The 17,568-nt window shown below is 62.0% G+C and carries 20 protein-coding genes; 6 read left to right on the top strand and 14 right to left on the bottom strand.

Translation table 11 applies throughout. The annotated features are described in order from the left end of the window. Positions 1–40: 40 nt before the first annotated feature. Positions 41–796 carry an SURF1 family protein gene (locus P9250_RS19880; RefSeq protein WP_310394746.1) on the bottom strand — a complete coding sequence of 252 codons (756 nt, stop codon included), beginning with the start codon at positions 794–796 and terminating at the stop codon, positions 41–43. Positions 797–919: 123 nt separating this feature from the next. On the opposite strand from P9250_RS19880, the gene P9250_RS19875 reads away from it, so the two are divergent. Further along, positions 920–1,129: a twin transmembrane helix small protein gene (locus P9250_RS19875; protein ID WP_310394744.1), complete on the top strand. Its 210-nt coding sequence runs from the start codon at positions 920–922 to the stop codon at positions 1,127–1,129. A gap of 170 nt (positions 1,130–1,299) precedes the next feature. On the opposite strand, the gene P9250_RS19870 is transcribed toward P9250_RS19875, so the two are convergent. The 8 genes from P9250_RS19870 to P9250_RS19835 all read right to left on the bottom strand — a co-directional run bounded on the left by P9250_RS19870 (position 1,300) and on the right by P9250_RS19835 (position 8,318). Continuing rightward, positions 1,300–2,157, bottom strand: a complete 858-nt coding sequence (locus P9250_RS19870; RefSeq protein WP_244826882.1) for a cytochrome c oxidase subunit 3 — start codon at positions 2,155–2,157, stop codon at positions 1,300–1,302. 76 nt (positions 2,158–2,233) lie between these two features. Beyond that, the gene (locus P9250_RS19865; RefSeq protein ID WP_244826881.1) at positions 2,234–2,464 is read right to left on the bottom strand and encodes a DUF2970 domain-containing protein; all 231 of its coding nucleotides are present in this window, start codon (positions 2,462–2,464) and stop codon (positions 2,234–2,236) included. A gap of 5 nt (positions 2,465–2,469) precedes the next feature. Further along, a complete protein-coding gene (locus P9250_RS19860; RefSeq protein ID WP_244826880.1) occupies positions 2,470–3,039 on the bottom strand; it encodes a cytochrome c oxidase assembly protein in 570 nt (189 codons plus the stop codon). 9 nt (positions 3,040–3,048) lie between these two features. Further along, entirely contained in the window at positions 3,049–3,189 is a 141-nt protein-coding gene (locus P9250_RS19855; protein WP_244826879.1) for a cytochrome oxidase small assembly protein, read from the bottom strand. A 66-nt stretch (positions 3,190–3,255) separates the two neighbouring features. Next, positions 3,256–4,869 (bottom strand): cytochrome c oxidase subunit I, encoded by a 1,614-nt coding sequence (gene ctaD, locus P9250_RS19850; RefSeq protein ID WP_244826878.1) that lies wholly within the window; start codon positions 4,867–4,869, stop codon positions 3,256–3,258. 100 nt (positions 4,870–4,969) lie between these two features. Beyond that, complete coding sequence (coxB, locus tag P9250_RS19845; RefSeq protein WP_244826877.1) at positions 4,970–6,568, bottom strand: cytochrome c oxidase subunit II; 1,599 nt, start codon at positions 6,566–6,568, stop codon at positions 4,970–4,972. Between the two features lie 56 nt (positions 6,569–6,624). Then, complete coding sequence (locus P9250_RS19840; RefSeq protein ID WP_244827953.1) at positions 6,625–7,101, bottom strand: DUF2244 domain-containing protein; 477 nt, start codon at positions 7,099–7,101, stop codon at positions 6,625–6,627. 233 nt (positions 7,102–7,334) lie between these two features. Then, entirely contained in the window at positions 7,335–8,318 is a 984-nt protein-coding gene (locus P9250_RS19835) for a methyltransferase domain-containing protein (RefSeq protein WP_310394740.1), read from the bottom strand. Between the two features lie 158 nt (positions 8,319–8,476). Between P9250_RS19835 and P9250_RS19830 the strand changes: the two genes are divergently transcribed. Together P9250_RS19830 and trmL are read left to right on the top strand one after the other, a co-directional pair. After that, positions 8,477–9,253 carry a ComF family protein gene (locus P9250_RS19830; RefSeq protein WP_310394739.1) on the top strand — a complete coding sequence of 259 codons (777 nt, stop codon included), beginning with the start codon at positions 8,477–8,479 and terminating at the stop codon, positions 9,251–9,253. Between the two features lie 20 nt (positions 9,254–9,273). After that, on the top strand, positions 9,274–9,744 hold the full coding sequence (gene trmL / locus P9250_RS19825; RefSeq protein WP_310394737.1) for a tRNA (uridine(34)/cytosine(34)/5-carboxymethylaminomethyluridine(34)-2'-O)-methyltransferase TrmL: 471 nt from the start codon (positions 9,274–9,276) through the stop codon (positions 9,742–9,744). Between the two features lie 44 nt (positions 9,745–9,788). Here the strand turns inward: trmL and P9250_RS19820 are convergent, their stop codons facing one another. The 4 genes from P9250_RS19820 to P9250_RS19805 all read right to left on the bottom strand — a co-directional run bounded on the left by P9250_RS19820 (position 9,789) and on the right by P9250_RS19805 (position 12,086). Further along, positions 9,789–10,787 carry an NAD(P)H-dependent glycerol-3-phosphate dehydrogenase gene (locus P9250_RS19820; RefSeq protein ID WP_310394735.1) on the bottom strand — a complete coding sequence of 333 codons (999 nt, stop codon included), beginning with the start codon at positions 10,785–10,787 and terminating at the stop codon, positions 9,789–9,791. 51 nt (positions 10,788–10,838) lie between these two features. Next, positions 10,839–11,309: a protein-export chaperone SecB gene (gene secB / locus P9250_RS19815; RefSeq protein WP_244826873.1), complete on the bottom strand. Its 471-nt coding sequence runs from the start codon at positions 11,307–11,309 to the stop codon at positions 10,839–10,841. Between the two features lie 94 nt (positions 11,310–11,403). Next, positions 11,404–11,664, bottom strand: a complete 261-nt coding sequence (grxC, locus tag P9250_RS19810; protein ID WP_244826872.1) for a glutaredoxin 3 — start codon at positions 11,662–11,664, stop codon at positions 11,404–11,406. Beyond that, on the bottom strand, positions 11,661–12,086 hold the full coding sequence (locus tag P9250_RS19805; RefSeq protein ID WP_244826871.1) for a rhodanese-like domain-containing protein: 426 nt from the start codon (positions 12,084–12,086) through the stop codon (positions 11,661–11,663). Before P9250_RS19805 ends, grxC begins: the two co-directional genes overlap by 4 nt. Positions 12,087–12,269: 183 nt before the next feature. Here P9250_RS19805 and gpmA point away from each other — a divergent pair, with 183 nt between their 5' ends. The 3 genes from gpmA (at position 12,270) to P9250_RS19790 (ending at position 15,732) form a co-directional block, all read left to right on the top strand. Then, entirely contained in the window at positions 12,270–13,016 is a 747-nt protein-coding gene (gene gpmA / locus P9250_RS19800; protein ID WP_310394733.1) for a 2,3-diphosphoglycerate-dependent phosphoglycerate mutase, read from the top strand. Positions 13,017–13,238: 222 nt separating this feature from the next. After that, positions 13,239–14,819 carry a S41 family peptidase gene (locus P9250_RS19795; protein WP_244826869.1) on the top strand — a complete coding sequence of 527 codons (1,581 nt, stop codon included), beginning with the start codon at positions 13,239–13,241 and terminating at the stop codon, positions 14,817–14,819. Between the two features lie 148 nt (positions 14,820–14,967). Continuing rightward, on the top strand, positions 14,968–15,732 hold the full coding sequence (locus P9250_RS19790; RefSeq protein WP_244826868.1) for a molybdopterin-synthase adenylyltransferase MoeB: 765 nt from the start codon (positions 14,968–14,970) through the stop codon (positions 15,730–15,732). A 3-nt stretch (positions 15,733–15,735) separates the two neighbouring features. Here P9250_RS19790 and ptsP read toward each other — a convergent pair whose 3' ends face one another. Continuing rightward, positions 15,736–17,496, bottom strand: coding sequence for a phosphoenolpyruvate--protein phosphotransferase (gene ptsP, locus P9250_RS19785; RefSeq protein WP_244826867.1), 1,761 nt, complete (start codon positions 17,494–17,496; stop codon positions 15,736–15,738). Between the last annotated feature and the right edge of the window lie 72 nt (positions 17,497–17,568).

Here is a 17,568-nt window from a genome sequence, read left to right as displayed (position 1 = left end):
TTCGGTCGATGCCACTTCCATTGGACGCGGCATCATGGGTTCATGCTTCTTTCGCGGCCTCGTCGTCGGCGGCTTCGTCGGCGGCGGCCGGGTCGCTGTCTTTCCTCGCGGCGCGCCGTGCGGCATACAAGCCGAAGGCGATGGCCGCTGCCGCCATGCCCCACCACTGGAACATGTAGCCGTAGTTGCGATCGACGCCAAGCGAGGCCGCCGGCCAGTCGCGCACGAGCTTGTCGGCGGTGGCGCTCGTCTGTTGGATCACGAACGGCTGAAACGCGAGCCCGGTTTCCGCCGCATACGAGGCGACGTTCAGGTTTTGCCGGATCTGCTGACGCGCAGCGGAGCCGCCGCTGCCGAGCTCGAACGCCTCCGATGCATTCGAGCGCGCGATGCCCTTCACGTCCACGATGCCTTTCGGCGTCTCATAGGGCTCGATGCCCGTACGGTCCGCCATGTTGCGCGGCAGCCATCCGCGATTCACGAGCACGTAGCCGCCGCCCTCGAGTTTAAGCGGCATCACGACATAAAAGCCCGGCTGGTCGTTATACGGACGATTGTCCAAATAGACGACGCGCTCCGGCATGAACTCGCCGCGCGCCTCGACGCGATGGAATTCGATCGACTTGAGCGGCAACGGATCGACGCTCACGCGTCGTGCGGGCGCATTTTCGAACGCGACGATCTGCGCGTTCAGCGCTTCCTTCTGATGCGCGCGGTCGCGCTGCCAGAAGCCGAGCCGCAGAGTGATTGCGACGACGATCAGTATCAGCACCGTGGGCCAGAGGCGGATTTTCATGCCGCACGCTCCGGAACCGACGCCGCACGCACCGATTCATCGAGTGCGATAATGAGATGACTCGTTTTCATATTGCTCACGGCGTTTCGCGAGCGGTCGATGCAACTATTGCAGGCTGGTTTCATGCACATCATCGTTGCTATTGCATTCATCCTCATCATTGGCAGCCTGGGCTCGGCCCTGTACTTCATGATGACCGATAAAGGTCAGACGAAGCGCATGGTGTGGTCGCTCGCCACGCGCGTCGGGCTGTCCATTTCGCTCTTCCTGTTCATCCTGTTTGCGCACTGGATGGGCTGGATTCAATCGGCCGGTATTCCGCTCGGACGATAACGCGTCTCGAAGGTTTCCCACGCGGGACCGATTGTCGCGGCGCGACACAATCGCGCGCATTCACTCACTTCCCAAAACAAAACGCCGCCCGCGAAGGTCGAGGGCGGCGTGGCATGTCTTGCGTGACTGCGTGCGCGCCGAATTGGCGCGTCCTCGCTCGAAGCAAACGCTTACAGCCAGTAGACGACGACGTACAGCCCGAGCCACACGACGTCGACGAAGTGCCAGTACCACGCGGCGCCCTCGAAGGCGAAGTGGTGTTCCGCCGTGAAGTGGCCGCGAATCAGGCGCACGCATACGACCGCGAGCATGGTGCCGCCAAGGAACACGTGAAAACCGTGGAAGCCGGTGAGCAGGAAAAACGTCGAGCCGTACACACCCGACGAAAGCGTCAGGTTCAGTTCGTTGTAGGCGTGGAAGTACTCGTAGCCCTGACAGAACAGGAAGATCACGCCCAGCGCGACTGTCGCGGCCAGCCAGATGATGGCCTTTCGGCGATGATCTTCACGCAGCGCATGGTGAGCCACCGTGAGCGTCGCGCCCGAGGAAAGCAAGAGCGCCGTGTTGATGGTCGGCAGCGGCCACGGCACCATCGAACGGAAATGCGGCACCAGCGCGGCGGGGCCGTTGTTCGGCCACACGGCGGTGAAGTCCGGCCAGATCAGCTTGTAATCGAGGCTGCCGAGTTCGTGCATGGCAATGGCGCGCGCGTAGAACAGCGCGCCGAAAAACGCCGCGAAGAACATGACTTCGGAGAAGATGAACCAGCTCATGCTCCAGCGATACGACACGTCGACGTTCTTGCCGTACATGCCGCCTTCGGATTCGGAGATGGCGTCGCCGAACCAGTGCCACAGAACGAACAGCAGAAACAGCAGGCCGACGAACGTGGTGGCAGGCGCCCACGAATGACCGTTCACCCACGCCGCCAACGAGGACAGCATCACCAGCAAACCGCACGCAGCCATGATCGGATGGCGTGACGGATGCGGCACGAAATAGTACGGGCTCTCGTTTTGACCGCTCATTTGATTCTCCACTTCGATCCAGTTGCTTGAGTTTTCTTGTATCGCCGCGCGTTCGACCGCTCGCCCGACGTTTTGTCTATCCGACTACCGCGCGCACCACCAGCAGCAACACGACGATGAACACCACCGCGCCGATCACCCCCGCCGCGATCAGATGCAGCGGCTTCAACTGCGCCGCGTCGTTTTCCAGATCCGCCCGGCGGCGCACGCCGAAGAACGACCAGAACACCGCCTTCACGAGCTTCAGGAAACCGCCGCCATTGCGTCCGTCACGTCCATTGCGTCCATTTCGTGCTTCTGGGTTCATGATCATCACGTTCCCTTGGCCGCGGGTTTCGGTGTGTCGAGTTCGAAGAACGTGTACGACAGCGTGATCGTCTTGACGTCCTTCGGCAGCTTCGGGTCCACGACGAACACCACCGGCATGCGCTTCGTCTCGTTGGGCCCGAGCGTCTGCTGCGTGAAGCAGAAGCATTCGATCTTCTTGAAGTACTCGGTGGCCTGCTTCGGCGCATAGCTCGGAATGGCTTGCGCCTTCACGGTGCGGCCTTGCTCGTTGGTCACCTGGTACATCACCGTCATCACTTCGCCGGGGTGAATGTCGAGACTGTTCTGCTCCGGCTTGAACTGCAGCGGACCGCGCGCGTTCGCATCGAACTCGATGGAAATCGTACGGCTCGCGTCGACCTGCGTGTTCTTCGCCTCGCGCGCGCTCGCATCGCGCTGCACGAGATTGTTGATGCCGGTGATCTGGCAGATTGCCTTATACATCGGCACCAGGGCGAAGCCGAAGCCGAACATCATCGCGGCCACGACGAAGAGCTTCACCAGCATCGACCGATTGAACGACCGGTCGACTTGAGAATCATCCTGAGTGGACACTTGGCTTTCCTACCCTCGCGACAACAGGTATTGCCTGACGACGATACCCAGAAAGAAGACGGCGGCAATCAACATCATGATCAAACCGAGCCGCTTGTTGCCCGCGCGGATTTCTTCGGGCGAACGTCTTTTTTGTGGATTCGGGGCCATGCTTCCTTTGATCTTTGTGACTGCAAGGCTTCGGAGCGAAGCCTTGCAGCCTTCGAAACCAGACTATTATTCGACCGTCGGCGGTTGCTCGAAGGTATGGAACGGCGCCGGGCTCGGCACGGTCCATTCCAGTCCTTCCGCGCCATCCCACGGCTTGTCGCCTGCCTTTTCCAGCTCACCACCGCCGCGATACGTCGGCAGCGCCACCGCGAACAGGAAGTACACCTGCGCGAGACCGAATCCGAACGCACCGATGGTCGCAACCTGGTTGAAGTCCGTGAACTGCGCCGGGTAATCCGCATAGCGACGCGGCATGCCCGCGAGACCCAGGAAGTGCATCGGGAAGAAGGTGATGTTGAAGAAGATCAGCGACGCCCAGAAGTGGATCTTGCCGCGCATCTCGTTATACATCCAGCCAGTCCACTTAGGCGCCCAGTAGTACCAGCCCGCGAACAGCGCGAAGAGCGAACCCGCCACCAGCACGTAGTGGAAGTGCGCCACCACGTAGTAAGTGCCGTGCATCTGGATGTCGAGCGGGGCCATGGAGAGGATCAGGCCCGTGAAGCCGCCCATCGTGAACACGAACAGGAAGCCGATTGCAAAGAGCATCGGCGTCTCGAAGGTCAGCGCGCCGCGCCACATCGTGGCGACCCAGTTGAACACCTTCACGCCCGTCGGAACGGCGATCAGCATGGTCGCGTACATGAAGAACAGCTGGCCCGTCACCGGCATGCCCGTGGCGAACATGTGGTGCGCCCAGACCATGAACGAGAGAATCGCGATCGACGAAGTGGCGTACACCATCGAGCTATAGCCGAAAAGCGGCTTGCGCGAAAACGCCGGAATCACCTGCGAGACGATCCCGAACGCCGGCAAGATCATGATGTAGACCTCGGGGTGTCCGAAGAACCAGAAGATATGCTGGTACATGACCGGATCGCCGCCGCCCGCTGCATTGAAGAACGACGTGCCGAAGTGACGGTCGAACAGCACCATGGTGATGGCGCCTGCCAGAACCGGCATCACGGCGATCAGCAGGTACGCGGTGATGAGCCACGTCCACGCGAACATCGGCATCTTCATGAGCGTCATGCCGGGCGCGCGCATGTTCAGGATCGTCACGACGATGTTGATGCCGCCCATGATCGACGACGCACCCATGATGTGGACCGCGAAAATGGCGAAGTCCATGCCCGGGCCCATCTGCGTGGAAAGCGGCGCGTAAAGCGTCCAGCCCGCTGCGGTCGCGCCGCCCGGCACGAAGAACGAGCCGACCAGCAGAACCGCGGCGACCGGCAGGAGCCAGAAGCTGAAGTTGTTCATGCGCGCGAACGCCATGTCCGACGCGCCGATCTGCAGCGGCACCATCCAGTTCGCGAAGCCGACGAATGCCGGCATGATCGCGCCGAACACCATGATGAGGCCGTGCATGGTGGTCAACTGGTTGAAGAACTCGGGACGCATGATCTGCAGTCCCGGCTCGAACAGCTCGGCACGAATGCCAAGCGCCATCACGCCTCCGGAGAGGAACATGATGAAGGAGAACAACAGGTACAGCGTCCCGATGTCCTTGTGGTTGGTGGCGAAAAGCCACCGGCGCCAGCCATGCGGCAACTCGTGCGCATGGTCGTCGTGCGCGTGGTCGTGACCCGCGGCTACATCGTGTCCGATGCTAGACATGACAATCATCTCCTAAAGCAAATACTCGGGGCACTTGGCTATGAAGCGGACCTTTCCGTGGCTCGCAGTGTTGCGATGAGGGAAAGGTGCGCTCGTCAGGTCAAGCAGCCGGACTGATTTCTACGCGACGGGCTTCCTTCGCATCCGTGCCGCCCGTGACGGACTCGGGCTTTTTCAACACGATACGATCTTCCGATACACCTGCTGCCTTCAACGCGTCGCGCACGGCTTGCGCGCGTTGCTTGGCGAGTTCCGCGTTCAGGTCTGCGCCGCCGGAGGCATCCGTGAAGCCGGATATAGCGAGCTTCGCTTCGGGATGCGCCTTGGCATAGGCCGCTGCGGCCTGAACCGCGTCGTTGGCTTCCGCGGGCAGCGTGCTCTTGCCCGTTTCGAAATAGATGCTCGCGGGCAGATTGGCGCTCGCCGTTGCCTCGGCACCGGACGCCGCCGCAGCCGGCGCCGCGCTTGCGGCTTCGGGCGTTGCCGCAGCCGCTGTCTTTTGACCGCCGCCTTCGGGCATCTTGCCATTGCGCGCGTCGGCAACTTGCTTCGGCTGCAGAATGTCGCCCGTATGGTTGCCCCAGGTATTGCGCTCGTAAGTGATGACCGATGCGATCTCGACATCGTTGAGCGTACTCTGCCACGGCGGCATGGCGCCCTTGCCGTGCAGCACGATGCTCACGTGGTCCGCGATCGGGCCGTTGGCAACCTTGCTGCCGTCGAGCGCCGGGAACGGACCGCCGCCCTTGCCGGTCGGCTGGTGGCAAACCGCGCAGTTCGACGCGTAGACTGCCGCGCCGCGCGTCTTCAGCTCGTCCATCGTGTAGGTCTTGTTGGGATCGTCGGCGGATGCGGCCAGTTTCTTCTTTTGCGTGTCGACCCACTTCGCGTAGTCGTCGGCGGAAAGCACTTCGACGACCACCGGCATGTACGCGTGTTCCTTGCCGCAGAGTTCGGTACAGAAGCCACGGAAAGTGCCGATTTTCTCGGCCTTGAACCAGGTGTCGCGCACGAAGCCGGGAATGGCGTCCTGCTTCACGCCGAAGGCCGGCACGTACCACGAGTGAACGACGTCGTTCGCGGTGGTGATGATGCGAATTTTCTTGTCGACCGGCACGACGAGCGGATTGTCCACTTCCTGCAGGTACAGCTCGGAAATCGGCTTCTGGCCGTTCACTTCGCTACGCGGCGTGGTGAGCGTGGAGAGGAAGCTGATGCCCTCGCCCGGACCCTTCACGTAGTCGTAGCCCCATTTCCATTGGTAGCCGGTGACTTTGACGGTGAGGTCGGCGTTGCTGGTGTCCTTCATTGCGACGACGGCCTTGGTGGCCGGCAGCGCCATCAACACGACGATGACGAACGGCACGATCGTCCAGATGATTTCGACCGTGGTGCTTTCGTGGAAATTAGCGGGCTTGTGGCCTTTGGACTTGCGGTGCGCAATGAGCGAATAGAACATCACCCCGAACACGCCAAGAAAAATGACGAGACAGATGATGAGCATGAACGTATGGAGGCCGTAGAGCTCCTCGGCGATCTTCGTCACTGGCGGCTGAAAGTTCAGCTCGTTTACAGCTGGGCCGCCAGGACTGTCGTTGACCGCCAGGGCTACGCCGGCGTTCAGCAGTGCGCCTGCCGCCAGCACGCCCGAGAGGGCTCGCTTGATTGTTTTCATAGCATCCTTACCCAAAATTTCCATTCAAACCCTCGACCCCCGTGGGCATCGCGCCGAGCCGTCAGGCCACATCATGCCTCTTAAGCAGAGCGTCTCAGCGACGCTCGCAACTCGGCAGCAAATTGTTTGCGACGATGCTGTGCAAGGTGTTGTCCGATTTTCACCGATTGACCGCGCGACACGATCGTGAGCGGCTCTCTCGGCGTCGCGCCCGTTTCGACCCGCACCCAGCGCGGATTGAATTCGAACTGCGTCAGTTCCTCGGCGTTCATCTGCTCGATCAACAAGCGGTTTTCAAACAACCGGATTCGTTCGTAGTCGACTGCGTGCCGCGCGTAGATGAGAAACGCGACGCCGACCACGGTCAGCTCGATCCCGGTGAACGGCAGCACCAGCCAGGCGCCGTTCAGAAACAAGAGCGTTGCGATGAGAAAGGAAAACAGCGCCAGCGACAGATAAAAGACCACGAACTGACGCGGCGAAGCGGAGCAGTTCCGTTTCATCAGCCAGTCTTTGATGACTGGCTCGTCGTCTGTCAGCGCGTGGCTTGCTTGCATCGCCGCCTCCTTCCCATCCGCATGCAATCACATACTTTTGCTCGGATTTCGCCCAAATTTGTCACAGCCCGGGCGACAAACTGACGCATTATAGGCGCGTCGGGTAGTATCCACAAGCAAGGGTCGTAACCTCTGAAACCCAAGCGCCACAAGCTTCTGCGCCCTTTTGACGCACCTTTTGGCGCTGCTTTTGCCCGCAAATTTCAGACATAACTGACGCCCTCTTTACCCCGTCACCGATTCCGTTTTGGGCCTCGTCCTATATCTTCTAGCCGAATGATTCCGTGACCTTCGGCGGTCGTGCGCGGCACCGCTTTCCATGCGTGACCGTAGATCACTTCGAACGTGAGCGGGATCGTTCCGTCGTCGCGACGCAAGGCTTCGAGCGCGCTGTGAACCGCGCTGCGTCTGGCTTTCGCGTCGATTTGCGAGTCTGCGGCCGCGCTTCGTTCGAACGGATAAGCACCCCAGCGCGTGACATCGGCAAGCAAGGATTCCGGCGAACGGTAAGTGATGGTGAGCACCTCCTGATCCATCACGGGAATCTCGAAGCCGCTTTCCACCAGCATGTCGCCCAAGTCGTGCATGTCGACGAAATCGATCGTATGCGGCTGCGGCGGCAAGCCCAGCGCGCGCTCGGCCTCGCGATACGCCGCGGCGAGCTCACGCAGCGTGTCTGGGCCGAAGGTGCTGAACATGAGAAGGCCGTTGACCTTCAGCACGCGTTGCCACTCAGGGAAAACGAGGTCGGGCCGCGAGTGCCAGTGCAGCGCGAGGTTCGACCAGAGCATCTCGAACGCGCCCGATGCGAACGGCAGCTCGGAGAAATCCGCCTGCGCGAGTTGCGGTCCGCGCGCGCCGAAGGCCTTGGCGAGCGTGGCCGGCAGGAACCGCCGCCAGCCCGCGCCGTTTTCGGCTTCCGCCGATTCCGCATCGCGGGCGCGCGCGAGCATCGCGGAAGAAATATCGACACCCAGTACCGATGCCTCCGCAAAGCGCTCGCGCAGCGCGGGCAGATCCGCGCCCATGCCGCACGCCGCATCCAGCACGCGCGTCGGCGCGACCTTGATGTATTCGAGGCGCTCGCGCATCCGGCCGGCAATCTCGCGAGGCAGGAACGCGACTTCGTCGAAAGTCGCGGCGCGACGGTCGAAGATCGCGCGCAAACGGCGCGAATCATAGGCCGGTCGGCTAGTTTGAGGGGGCGTTTGGGACATGACGATCTATTCGCGAAGAGTGCGAAGTATACTCGGTCGTCTTGAAATCAGCCCGTGCTTAGGGCCGATACGGGGCATAACCGTTCCGATTGTTTCTCCGCACGTGCATGCGCTCGTTCGAGTTCGTTGCCTGTTGCCTACCATTCGTCCGCGCCGCCATGAATGTCTTCAGCAATTTCTTCCCGTCATCCGCACGCGTCGCGATAACCGCGCGCGGACTTGGGAAACGGCTGCTCGATGCCGCGCTGCCCAGCCAATGCGCGTTATGCGGCAATTTGTCGCAAGACGTGGTGTGCAGCGATTGTGACGGCGAGTACTGGAACGAGTCGCGCCTGAGGTGCGCGACCTGCGCGCTTCCGCTGGCAGCGTTTGCGCTGGACAGAGAACGCGAAGATACGCGGATGCACTGCGCGGCGTGCCTCGACAATCCGCCTGCGTTCAATGACACGATCGCGCTTGCCGACTATCGCGCGCCACTCGACACACTGGCCGTCGAGTTGAAGTTTCGCGCGCGGCTGGCGACAGGCGCGACCTTCGCGCGGCATCTCGCTGCGTTGTTCGATGACAGCGATCTGCCTTTACCCGACGTGATCGTGCCGGTGCCGCTATCGCGCCAGCGCCTTGCCGCGCGCGGCTACAACCAGGCGTGGGCGATTGCGCATCCGCTCGCGCGTCGCATGCGCGTTCACGGTGACGCCGCGCTCGTCGTGCGAAGAATCGACACCGCGCAGCAATCCAAACTCGATCTCGATACGCGCCGCCGCAACGTTGCATCCGCGTTCGAGGTAAAGGGCGACGTGCGCGGCAAGCATGTCGGCGTGGTCGATGACGTGATGACCTCCGGCGCCACGCTCGATGCCCTCGCGCGCACATTGAAGCTGGCGGGCGCGCGGCGCGTCAGCAATTTCGTGGCGCTGCGCACCCCCAAAGATTAACCAATCCACCACTGCAATCCATGTTCAACGTCGTACTCGTCGAGCCCGAAATTCCGCCGAACACCGGCAATGTGATCCGCCTGTGCGCCAACACGGGCGCGCGTTTGCATCTGATCGAGCCGCTCGGCTTTCCGCTCGACGACGCCAAAATGCGCCGCGCCGGTCTCGATTATCACGAGTACGCGGAGATGAACGTGCACGCCAACTGGAGCGCCTTCCTCGCAAAGGAAACGCCCGACCCGGCGCGCATGTTTGCCTTTACCACGCGCGGCTCGACGCCCTTTTTCGATCACGCGTTCCAGCCCGGCGACTGGTTTGTGTTCGGCGCGGAAACACGCGGTCTCGCGGCCGACTTGCTGGATGGTTTTCCGACGCAACAACGCGTGCGCCTGCCCATGCGTCGGGGCAACCGCAGCCTGAATTTGTCGAACACGGTGGCAATCGTCACGTTCGAGGCGTGGCGTCAGGCCGGATTCGACGGCGGCGAGTGAGCGTCGTGAACCGCTTCGGTCCGCGTCGCGACGCAGACTAAAAGCTACTCGGCCTTCGCGTCCCGGCTGAGCAGCGCCTGCACCGCGTGGCGCGGCGTGACGTTATCGAAAAGTACGCGGCATACCGCCTGTGTAATAGGCATGTCGATGCCACGCGACTGCGCAAGCGAAAGAACCGCGCGCGCGCAGCGCACGCCTTCAGCTACATGCCCGAGCGCCGCGAGAATCTCGTCGAGCGTGCGGCCGCTCGCCAGTTGCACGCCGACCGTGCGGTTGCGCGAAAGGTCGCCGGTTGCGGTAAGAATCAGGTCGCCGAGGCCCGTGAGACCGGTGAAAGTCTCCGCGCGCCCGCCCAACGCGACACCGAGCCGCGACATTTCCGCGAGACCGCGCGTGATGAGCGCCGCGCGCGCGTTGAGGCCGAGGCCGAGGCCATCGGAGATGCCGGTCGCGATGGCGAGCACGTTCTTCACCGCGCCGCCCACTTCGACGCCGACGATATCGTCGCCGGTATAGATGCGCATGGCGCCATGATGGAACGCGGTCACCGTGCGCGTGCCCAAGGCCGCCGATGCGCTCGCGACCGTCAACGCAACTGGCAAACCACGCCCGACTTCGCGCGCGAAACTCGGACCCGACAGCGTGCCGTTACTGACATGGTCAGGCAATTCGGCCGCGACGACCTCGTTCGGAAGGCACTGCGTATCCGCTTCGAAGCCCTTGCATAGCCAGAGAATATGCGCGGGAACGATGCCCGCCTGGCGCATCGAGCGGCACATGGCGCGCAGGCCCGCGACGGGCGTCGCGACGACGCACAACGCGTCGTCAGCGGCGGCGTGTGCGAGGGCCGCGTCGAAATCGGCGGAATACGCCAGCGCTTCTGGCAGGCCTACGCCCGCGAGATATCGCGCGTTTTCATGCGTTTGGGTAAGCGATTCGATGAGCGCGCCATCGCGCGCCCAGAGCAACGTGTCGTGCCGTGCCGCGAGGTGGCCCGCTAATGCGGTGCCCCACGCGCCGGCGCCGAGGACGGCTACTTTCATGCTCGGCTCCGGTTAGGCAGAGTGAGACCAGACTGGTTGATACGTTAAGCGTCAGTGCGTCGCGCCGTTCGCCGCGCCTTCCTGCGAGCCCGCAAGTTGCGACAGGCGCTGCTCGTACAAGGCCTGGAAGTTGATTTCGGCGAGGTGGATCGGCGGGAAACCGGCGCGGGTGATCGCATCGGCGATATTCGAGCGCAGATACGGGAACAGGATGGTCGGGCACGCAATGCCGACGAGCGGGTCGATCTGTTCAGCCGGAATATTGCGAATGTCGAAGATACCTGCTTGCTTTGCTTCGATCAGGAATGCCACCTTGTCCGTGACTTTGGCCGTAACCGTGCCTGTTACCAGCACTTCGAAGACACTTTCAGCCAGACGGTCGGCCTTGACATCGACTTCGACCTCAACCGCGGGCATGTCCTGTTCGAGGAAGATGGCGGGCGAGTTCGGCTGCTCGAGCGACATATCCTTCAGATAAATGCGCTGGATGTTGAAAAACGGTTGGTTATTCTCGTCGGACATAATGGTTTCCTAGATGATTCGAAGTTCGGCGCGCCAGTCTCTCGGCGTGCGCGCCTTCGCCGCCGGCGCAATGCGCGAGCGGCGCGCGGTGGTGTCAGGCCGACTCGAGAAGCGGCACGAGACCGCCCTTGCGGTCCAGCGCCGAAAGATCGTCATATCCGCCGACGTGCGTGTCGCCGATATAAACCTGCGGCACGGTCCGGCGGCCGGTGCGCGTCATCATTTCCTCGCGACGGCCCGGCTCACGGTCGATCAGCACCTTCTCGATGTTTTCGACCCCGCGGGACTTTAAAAGACGTTCGGCCATCTGGCAATACGGGCACACTTGGGTGCTGTACATGAGGACTTTGTTCACTTGACTGCTCCTTGTTTCACGACCGGCATTCCGGCCTTTTGCCAGGCATCCACACCGCCTTGCAAAACATGGACCTCAGCGTAGCCAGCCTCCGAAACGGCGCGGCTGGCACGCTGCGATTGTTGACCGGTCTGGCACACGAGCACGACCGGATTGCCTTTATTTTTGGCGATCTGGCCAATTTTTGCTTGGAGCTCCGTCTGCTCGATATTGCGGGCCGACGGCAAGTGGCCCTGCGCGAACTCGGACGCGGGCCGCAAATCGACAACCACCGCGTTGCGCCGGTTGATGAGCGTGACGGCTTCAGCGGCCGAAATGCCGCCACGGCCGCGCCGCATGAGGACAGGCCAAAGCAGCAGCGCGCCGGAGATGAGCGCAATCGCGATGAGTGCGAGATTCGTGTAATCAGTGAAAAACTTCACGTCGAGGGCCGCCGAAAGGTAGTAATGAAGGAAGAAAGGGAAATGAGGGCAATCCGAACATTATAAAATAACCGTCTACCGCGATGGCCTTGTCCATCCGGCCGATGGCGGCACCCCGCGCGCGTGGGCAGGATATCGGGGGTGCGATCGGCGCACCGCTTCCTAACTGACCGACCTACAAACATGTACAAGCTAGTGCTCATCCGCCACGGCGAATCGACGTGGAACAAGGAAAACCGCTTCACCGGCTGGGTGGATGTCGACCTGACCGAGCAGGGCAATCGCGAGGCACGCCAGGCAGGCGTGCTGCTGAAGGAAGCGGGCTATACCTTCGACATCGCTTATACCTCCGTGCTCAAGCGCGCCATCCGCACGCTCTGGCACGTGCAGGACGAAATGGACCAGATGTACATTCCGGTCGTTCATTCGTGGCGTCTGAACGAGCGTCACTATGGCGCGCTTGCCGGGCTGAACAAGGCCGAGACCGCGAAGAAGTACGGTGATGACCAGGTGCTCGTCTGGCGCCGCAGCTACGACACGCCGCCGCCCGCGCTGAATCCGGACGACGAACGCGCTTCCTTCAACGACCCGCGCTATGCCCGCGTGCCGCGTGAACAACTGCCGCTTACCGAGTGCCTGAAAGACACGGTCGCGCGCGTGCTGCCCATGTGGAACGAGTCAATCGCGCCGGCCATCAAGTCGGGCAAACAGGTCGTGATCTCGGCGCATGGCAATTCCATCCGTGCGCTCGTGAAGTATCTGGACAATATTTCGGACGACAACATCGTCGGACTGAACATCCCGAACGGCGTCCCGCTCGTATATGAACTGGACGAGAACCTGAAGCCCATCCAGCATTACTACCTGGGCGATCCGGACGCCATCGCGGCGGCGCAGGCGGCTGTCGCCAAGCAGGGCAAGGCGGGATAAGCACGACAAGCGCTTTGCATGCGCGGACCACGGTGGTCCGCGCGCCCATGTCCGCTCGCTGACAGTCTTCCGTCGCGCCCGACACATTCGTCGCAGGGCCCGCTGTTTCAAGCGCTGCGTGCCCGGGCATTTAAGTTGCGTTTAAGTCGTCATTGAAGGTGAGCGGGTATACTGGCCCGTCACCCACGATGCAGCCCATTCGTTTTCCAAACGCACTCCTCTATGCGAAAGAACCTGAAAAACTTCGGTCTCATAGCCGCGGGCGTTGCTGCCGGCGCACTTGCAACTCTGCAGATTTCCGCGTCCGCCCAGCAAGCGGCCTCATCGCCGCTGCCGCTCGATCAGTTGCGGCTCTTCGCCGAAGTCTTCGGGCAGATCAAGCACGAATACGTCGAACCCGTCGATGACAAGAAGCTCCTCACCGCCGCCATCAAGGGCATGGTGTCGAGCCTCGATCCGCACTCGTCGTATCTCGACAAGACCGATTACGAAGAGCTTCAGGAACAGACCAAGGGCCGTTTCGCGGGCCTCGGCATCGAGATTTCCTCGGAAGACGGTCTCATCAAGGTCATCTCGCCTATCGAAGACACTCCTGCGTTCCGTGCCGGCATTCGTCCGGGCGACCTCATCACGCGCATCAACGACAAGCCGGTGCGCGGCATGACGCTCGACAAGGCCGTCAAGCAAATGCGCGGCGAACCGGGCACCAAGGTCACGCTCACCATCTTCCGCAAGAGCGACGACCGCACGTTCCCGCTCACCGTCACGCGTGCGCTCATCCGCGTGCAGTCGGTCAAGATGAAGGTGCCTGAGCCGGGCTATGGCTATATCCGCATCACGAGCTTCCAGGAACGCACGGTGCCGGACCTCGCGGCCAAGCTGCAGGATCTCGCGCGTCAACAACCGAACCTGAAGGGCCTCGTGCTCGACCTGCGCAATAACGGCGGCGGTCTGTTGCAGAGCGCGGTCGGCGTGGCGGGCGCATTCCTGCCGGACAACTCGGTGGTCGTGTCGACCAACGGCCAGATCGCGGACGCGAAGCAGACTTTCCGCGACACCTACGACAACTATCGTTTGCCCTCCTTCGATTCCGATCCGCTGAAGAGCGTGCCGGACATTTTCAAGAAGGTGCCGATGGTCGTGCTGACCAACGCCTACTCGGCGTCGGCATCGGAAATCGTGGCAGGCGCATTGCAGGATCATCACCGCGCGCTGATCGTCGGTAAGACGACCTTCGGCAAGGGCTCGGTGCAGACGGTTCGCCCGATGACCGCGGACACCGCGCTGCGTCTGACAACGGCGTACTACTACACGCCGAGCGGCAAGTCGATCCAGAACCAGGGCGTGCGCCCCGATGTGCCGGTGGATCAATACGCGGATGGCGACCCCGACGACGCGCTCGTCACGCGCGAAGTCGATTATTCGAATCACCTCGCCAACACGCAAGACCCGAACGAGAAGAAGGAATCCGAACAGCGCGAGCAGGACCGCCTGGAACAACTGCGCATTCTCGAAGAGCAGAACGACAAGAAAACGCCGGAGCAGCGTCGCAAGGATCGCGAACGCAAGCCGGTGGAGTTCGGCAGTTCGGACGACTTCATGCTTGCGCAGGCGTTGAACAAGCTGGAAGGCAAGACGGTCGTCGAATCGAAGTCGTACAGCGAACGCAAGCTCGCGCAGAACAAGCCCGGACGTTCGGCTTCGGCGCCGGTGGTTGCGGCGCCCGCACTGCCGGCCACGCCGGGTTCGGCGCCGGCATCGGGCGCGGAACCGGCTTCGTCGCCCACGGCTCAGTCGAAGTAAAAGGCAGGGCAACATCAGTAGTACGGCTTCGCGGTCACGCGCCGCGAAGCCTTTCCTCCCGCGCGCGCTTAGAATATCCGCCTCAAGCGCGCCGCTTCCACGGCGTTCCCTTCGCAGCACAGACAGCGCGTTGCCACGCGCCCGCTCGATGAACGACGACCAACTTCTCCGCTATTCCCGCCATATTCTCGTCGATGAAATCGGCATCGAAGCGCAGCAGCGCTTTCTCGATGCTCACGCGATCATCGTCGGCGCGGGCGGCCTAGGCGCGCCTGCCGCGATGTATCTCACGGCAGCGGGAATCGGCAAGCTGACCCTCGTCGATGCCGATACCGTCGACCTCACGAATCTGCAACGGCAGATCGTGCACGCAACGCGTTCGGTCGGAGAGGCCAAAGTGGAATCCGCGCGCGCGACGCTCAACGCGCTGAATCCGGATGTCGAGATCGAAGCGGTCAACGCGCGTGCCGACGCGGCCTGGCTCGATGCCAACGTGCCGGGCGCGTCGGTCGTGCTGGATTGCAGCGACAACTTCGCCACGCGTCACGCAATCAACGCCGCGTGCGTCGCGCATGGCGTCCCGCTTGTGTCGGGCGCGGCCTTGCGTTTCGACGGGCAGATCAGCACATTCGATTTCCGCTCGGAGCAATCGCCGTGTTATGCATGCGTGTTTCCGCCGGATCAGGCGTTCGAGGAAGTCGCGTGTTCGACGATGGGCGTGTTCTCGCCGACCGTGGGCATCATTGGCGCAATGCAAGCGGCGGAGGCGCTACGCGTGATCGGCGGCTTCGGCGAAACGCTCGCCGGCCGGCTGATGATGCTGGATTCACTGCGCATGGAGTGGAACACGATGAAGATCGCGCGCCAGGCCGATTGCGTGGTCTGCGGCGAGCGGCATGCGCGTGCTTCGTAAGCCTCAAATCTTCTGAAGCCGCGCCAACGCTGCTTGCAATTCATCCGGCTCGTAAGCCGCGAGCACGTCCGCTACGGGCTTATCGAATGCCTTGAGATTCGAGCGCAAGATTTCCTGCTTCACGACAAGCAACTGGCTCGGATGCATCGAAAACTCGGTCAGACCGAGCCCGAGCAACAAGCGCGTAACCGTCGGATCGCCCGCCATCTCACCGCACACCGAAACCGGCACGCCGGCGCGCTTCGCTTCGCGCAGCGTGAACGCGATCAGATTCAGCACGGCCGGATGCAGCGGATCGTACAGATGCGCGACCGCGTTATCCGCGCGGTCGATGGCGAGCGTGTATTGAATCAGATCGTTGGTGCCGATCGACAGAAAATCCAGCCGGCTCAGGAAGAGCCGCACAGCGATGGCGGCGGCGGGAATTTCGATCATCGCGCCGACCTGAATCTGGCGGTCGTAGGCGATGCCCGCGTCGTCGAGTTGACGCTTCGCCTCGCGGATCAGATCGAGCGTCTGATCGATCTCCTGCGCGTGCGCGAGCATTGGAATCAGAATCTTGGTCGGACCGAACGCGGACGCGCGCAAGATGGCGCGCAGTTGCGTCATGAACATTTGCGGCTCGGACAGACTCCAGCGAATGGCGCGCAGCCCGAGCGCCGGGTTCGGCGCGACTTCGTAGCCGTCGCCGGCGCTCATCGAATCGAGTGGCTTGTCCGCGCCGACATCGATCGTGCGAATGGTCACCGGCTTGCCGTTCATCAGTTCGATCGCGCGCTTGTAGGCCTCGAACTGCTCCTCTTCCTCCGGCAACTGGTTTTTATGATTCATAAAGAGAAACTCGGTGCGAAAGAGGCCGACGCCCATCGCGCCCGCTTCCACCGCGACCTTCGCATCCTCGGGCAGTTCGATGTTCGCGCACAGCTCGATCTTCGTGCCGCATAAGGTTTGCGTCGGCGAAAACTTGAGGCGCTGCAGCTTGCGCTGCTCCAGCACCTTTTCGCTTTGCCGGTACGAATACTCTTCGAGCACGATCGGCGCGGGATCGACGATGACAATGCCGTGATCGCCGTCCACGATGATGAGATCGTTCTGACGAATCAGCACGCTCGCCTGCTGCACCCCGACCGACGCGGGAATGCCGAGACTACGCGCGACGATCGCCGTATGCGACGTGCGGCCGCCGAGATCGGTGACAAAACCTTTGAATGCTTGCGTCTTGAACTGCAGCATGTCGGCCGGCGCGATGTCGTGCGCCACGACGATCATCTCGTTGTGGCCGTTGCTCGCAACCGTATGCGCCACCATCGATGCAGTGGTCGGCGCGCCTGCAAGCGCCTTGAGCAGCCGTTCCACCACTTGCTCGATATCCGCCTTCCGTTCGCGCAGATACTCGTCTTCGATTTCGTCGAAGTAGCGGCTCAGGATTTCGAGTTGTTCGGTGAGCGCCCATTCGACGTTGTAGCGCCGCGTGCGAATCAGATCGATGACTTCCTGCACGAGCATGGCGTCGTTCAGGATCATCATGTGAACGTTGATGAACGCTGTCATTTCGCCAGGCGCGTCCGCGGCGAGGTCGTTGCGAAGCGTTTCGAGTTCGGCGAGCACGCCCGCTTGCGCGGCATAAAACCGCGCGATTTCAGCGTCGATCTGGTCGGGATCGATGAGATAGTGAGCGACATCGAGCGCCGCAGGCGCGATCAGATACGCTCGCCCAATGGCGATGCCTCGTGAGACGGGAATTCCATGCAGCGTGAAGGACACGCGCACCTCCTCTGTAGTTTCTGCGCGGTCTCTAGGGGCCTGCGGCAGGCGCTTAGGACCGCGCTAGCATTA

Origin of the sequence: Caballeronia sp. LP006 (assembly GCF_031450995.1) — a bacterium.
Lineage (GTDB): Bacteria > Pseudomonadota > Gammaproteobacteria > Burkholderiales > Burkholderiaceae > Caballeronia.
Note: the sequence above shows the minus strand (reverse complement) of the source record. Positions and strands in the feature narration are given on the sequence as shown.